The following is a 4619-nucleotide window of genomic DNA, read 5'->3' as shown; positions in this document are numbered from 1 at the left end:
CATAATCACAAGAACGTTCGAAGAGCTTGATCTGACAGATCAAAAGGCGACACGGGAGTTCTTCGAGAAGGAGCGGCCGGAATATGTGTTTCTCGCTGCGGCAAAGGTTGGAGGAATACAGGCAAACAGCGTATATCCTGCCGACTTCATATACATAAACCTCATGATCGAATGCAACGTGATAAAGGCCTCTTATGAATTCGGAGTAAAAAAACTTCTGTTCCTCGGAAGCTCTTGTATATATCCTAAGATGGCGCCTCAGCCGATAAAGGAAGAGTATCTTCTTTCCGGATATCTCGAAGAGACAAATGAGCCTTATGCACTTGCAAAGATCTCCGGCATGAAGATGTGCCAGTACTTCAATAAGCAATACGGGACTAATTTCATAAGCGTTATGCCTACGAATCTATATGGACCGAATGATAACTTTGATCTGAACACAAGCCATGTATTACCTGCGCTGATTAGAAAGTTCCACGAAGCAAAAACAAACAATGCTCCTTATGTTGAAATATGGGGAACGGGTACCCCCAGGAGAGAATTCCTGTTCGTGGATGATCTGGCAGACGCCTGTCTCTTTCTGATGAAGAACTATTCGGGAAATGACTTCTTCAACGTAGGAACTGGAGAAGACGTAACAATAAGAGAACTTGCTGAGCTTATAGGGGAAGTAGTCGGCTACAAGGGAGAACTCAAATTCGATACTTCCAAACCAGACGGAACACCGAGGAAGCTGCTTGATGTTTCGAGAATCCATGAGGCCGGATGGAGACACAAGATCGAACTCAATAAGGGACTTGAGATGAGTTATGAGTATTTCGTAACTTCAGCAGGGAGATAATGAACAAGAGCAATCGCGAGTCTTTCATAGGAAGGTGTTAGACAATGTTCAAAAATAAAACCCTTTTAGTCACCGGTGGCACCGGCTCTTTTGGAAACGCAGTCGTTAAACGTTTCCTTCAAACAGAGATAAGCGAGATCCGCATATTCAGTCGCGATGAGAAGAAACAGGACGATATGCGAAAGCTCTACAACAACGACAAGCTCAAGTTCTATATAGGAGATGTACGTGATTACAACAGCATCGAATCCGCTCTCAGGGGAGTTGATTTTGTTTTCAGCGCCGCGGCGCTGAAACAGGTCCCCTCCTGTGAGTTCTTTCCTCTTGAGGCTGTTAAGACAAATATACTGGGAACAGAAAACACCCTCAACGCCGCAATAGCCAACGGCGTGAAGAAAGTCATCGTTCTCAGTACTGACAAGGCTGTCTATCCAATAAACGCCATGGGCATGACCAAAGCTCTTATGGAAAAAGTTATGGTTGCCAAATCTAGAACGATCTCGGAGAACAAAACAGTTCTCTGTGGCACGAGATATGGCAATGTTATGGCCTCCAGAGGCTCCGTTATCCCTCTATTTATCGAACAGATCAAAGCCGGAAAACCTCTTACAATTACCAACCCGAACATGACTAGATTCATGATGAGCCTTGAAGATGCGGTTGATCTTGTGCTCTATGCCTTCAAGCACGGCAACCAGGGAGATATCTTCGTGCAGAAAGCCCCGGCGGCAACGATAAAGACACTCGCCGAAGCTCTTATAGATATCTTTGAGACAGACAACAAGATCCAGATAATCGGCACACGCCATGGAGAGAAAATATACGAGAGCCTCCTAACTTCTGAAGAGCGAGTCGTGGCAGAAGACCTCGGAGGCTATTACAGAGTCCCGGCAGATACGAGAGATCTAAACTACTCGAAGTATTTCGATAAGGGAGAACTTCTCTCAAACAACATAGAACCCTATACTTCTCACAACACCGAGAGACTGGATAAAGAAGAGATGAAAGAACTCCTTCTCAAACTGGACCATGTACAGGAAGAGCTTAAATCCTGGAAGGTGGTAAAGTAATGAGAAAGATACTCATCACCGGCAGCGAAGGCTTTGTAGGAAAGAACCTACAGGTACAACTAAGAAGAAGGGGAGATATCGAGATCATCCCCTTCGATAAAGAACACTCTTTCGATTACATGAAAGAGTCAGTAGATAAAGCCGATTTTATCTTCCATCTTGCCGGTGAAAACCGCCCGAAAGACCCTGCTGACTTCATGAAGGTCAACAAAGGCCTTACGGAAACGCTCACAGAACTTGCAACCAAAACAGGAAGAAAGATCCCGATAGCATACACATCTTCCATTCAGGCAGAACTCGACAACGAGTACGGAAAGAGCAAGAAGTCAGCAGAAGATGCGTTGATCGAATACAGCAAATCAACAGGTTCACCTGTCTGCATCTTCAGATTCCCGAACCTCTTCGGCAAATGGTCGAGACCTAATTACAACTCCGTAGTCTCTACTTTCTGCTATAACATCTCTCATGATCTCGAAATAACCATCTCGGATGAAAAGAGAGAGCTTGAACTGACATACATAGACGACGTAGTGAAAGCTTTTAATCAATTACTCGACATCGAACTCAATCCAAAGAAACATTTCTACCCCGTGGAGAAATCCTTCAAGATCACACTCGGCGAACTTGCGAAGAAGATCTACAGCTTCAAAGAGATGAGAGAGACATCTATATTACCCGATCTCTCGGATGAATTCACGAAAGATCTGTATTCTACATATCTCTCTTATCTCGAGAAAGACAACTTCTCATACGAAGTCGAGATGAAAACCGACAACAGGGGAATGCTCTTCGAACTATTGAAATCCCCTCATTTCGGCCAAATCTTTGTATCCACAACCAAACCGGGAATAACTAGGGGAAACCACTACCACGACACTAAGGTCGAGAAATTCTGCGTGATCTCAGGTGAGGCAGATATCAAATTCAGGCATATATTGAACAACGAAATAATCTCCTACAAAGTCTCAGGAGAAAAGATCGAAATAATAGACATCCCCCCGGGATACACACACTCAATAACTAATATTGGGAACACAGAAATGATCACACTCTTCTGGGCGAATGAGATGTTTGATGCGAAGAAGCCGGATACGTACTACGAAAGCGTAGATGGACAAGCATAACCGCATAAAGGCGGAAAAGCGTAATAGAGAATCGCTTAAAAGCTTAAAAGCAGAATGGAGAATCTTCTTAACAGCGGAACAGCGTAATTGAGCCCTTAAGCCTTTACGCAATTAAGCTCTTATGCCCTTACGCCATTATGCCTTTAAACAATTACGCAGTTAAGCTCTTATGCCTTTACGCATATCTTTTTTACCGAGGTATCCCATGAAAACCAGTTTTAGCGGTCTTGAAGTTTGGAAAGAAGCTTTTGATTTCACAATCGAGGTTTACAGAATCACCGGGAAGTTCCCGAAAGAAGAGAAATACGCTTTGACAAGTCAATTAAAAAGAGCCGCCTCATCTGTACCGGCAAATATAGCTGAGGGAAGAGGCAGGGGAGGAAACAAGGAGTTTTGCAGGTTTCTGTACATTGCTCGTGGCTCACTGGAAGAAAGCAAGAGCCATTTACTGCTGGCAAAAGGACTTGGCTACATAGATGAATCAGATATAATAGGACTAGAAGAGAAAACAGAACGACTAGGAGCAATGCTAAATAACCTAATAGTCCGATTACAGAAATCCATTTAGCCTTTTATGCTCTTAAGCTTTTACGCTCTTTTGCACTTTTTACGCCTTTACGCTTTTAAGCTTTTACGCACTCACCAGGAGGTCTTATGAACCGTACTAAAGTTGTTACTATCGTAGGCACCCGTCCCGAAATCATCCGCCTTTCGGCCACAATAAAGGCCTGTGATAAGTATTTCGATCATATTCTAGTCCACACTGGCCAGAACTGGGATTATACGCTTAACGAAATCTTCTTCCAGGAGCTCGAGATAAGGAAGCCTGATTACTTTCTAAATGTCCCGGGAAAGCATCTTGGCGAGACGATGGGCAATATAATCAGCGCTGCATATGAAGTTCTCTTGAAAGAGAAGCCAGAGGCACTTTTGATACTTGGAGACACAAACAGCGCTTTGAGCGCTATTCCGGCTAAGAGATTGAAGATTCCTATATTTCATATGGAAGCGGGAAACAGATGCTTCGATCAGAATGTACCCGAAGAGATAAACAGAAAGATAGTCGATCATATAAGCGATATAAACCTTCCATACACAGAGCACAGTAGAAGATATCTCCTTTCTGAAGGCTTCAGAAAGGAGCATATCTTCGTCACCGGCTCTCCCATGCCTGAAGTCTTATATCACTACATGGATAAGATAGATAAAAGCGATGCTCTTGAGAGACTGAACCTTGAAGAGGGGAAGTATATCCTTGTAAGTGCCCATAGAGAAGAGAACCTGGATATAGAGAAGAACTTCAACGAAGTAGTGAACACTCTCAACACAGTAGCCGAAGAGTTCAAGCTACCTGTGATCTACTCGACCCATCCCAGAAGCTGGAAGAAGATAGAAGAAAAGGGAGTCAAGTTCAACCCTCTCATAACAAATCTAAAGCCCTTCGGCTTCTTCGACTACAACAAGCTCCAGAAGAAGGCATATTGCGTTCTCTCAGACAGCGGTACTCTGAGTGAAGAGTCATCGATTCTTGAATTCCCGGCTGTTCTCTTCAGAACGAGCACCGAAAGACCAGAAGTTCTCGAT

General features: G+C 43.8%; 5 protein-coding genes. All 5 read left to right on the top strand.

The window, feature by feature from the left end; all coding sequences use genetic code 11:
* The first annotated feature begins 1 nt into the window (after window position 1).
* Window positions 2-841: a GDP-L-fucose synthase family protein gene (locus PKX57_RS11320; RefSeq protein ID WP_472417394.1), complete on the top strand. Its 840-nt coding sequence runs from the start codon at window positions 2-4 to the stop codon at window positions 839-841.
* Window positions 842-885: 44 nt separating this feature from the next.
* The gene (locus PKX57_RS11315) at window positions 886-1911 is read left to right on the top strand and encodes a polysaccharide biosynthesis protein (protein ID WP_472417392.1); all 1026 of its coding nucleotides are present in this window, start codon (window positions 886-888) and stop codon (window positions 1909-1911) included.
* Window positions 1911-3035 carry a polysaccharide biosynthesis C-terminal domain-containing protein gene (locus PKX57_RS11310; protein WP_472417390.1) on the top strand — a complete coding sequence of 375 codons (1125 nt, stop codon included), beginning with the start codon at window positions 1911-1913 and terminating at the stop codon, window positions 3033-3035. The genes PKX57_RS11315 and PKX57_RS11310 overlap by 1 nt, the downstream gene beginning before the upstream one ends.
* Before the next feature lie 205 nt (window positions 3036-3240).
* The gene (locus tag PKX57_RS11305; RefSeq protein WP_472417388.1) at window positions 3241-3603 is read left to right on the top strand and encodes a four helix bundle protein; all 363 of its coding nucleotides are present in this window, start codon (window positions 3241-3243) and stop codon (window positions 3601-3603) included.
* Window positions 3604-3689: 86 nt separating this feature from the next.
* Window positions 3690-4619 (top strand): non-hydrolyzing UDP-N-acetylglucosamine 2-epimerase (wecB, locus tag PKX57_RS11300; protein WP_472417386.1); only part of this gene is annotated, 930 nt, incomplete at its 3' end.

The sequence above is a fragment of the Mesotoga sp. genome (assembly GCF_035363035.1).
GTDB lineage: Bacteria > Thermotogota > Thermotogae > Petrotogales > Kosmotogaceae > Mesotoga.
Note: the sequence above shows the minus strand (reverse complement) of the source record. Positions and strands in the feature narration are given on the sequence as shown.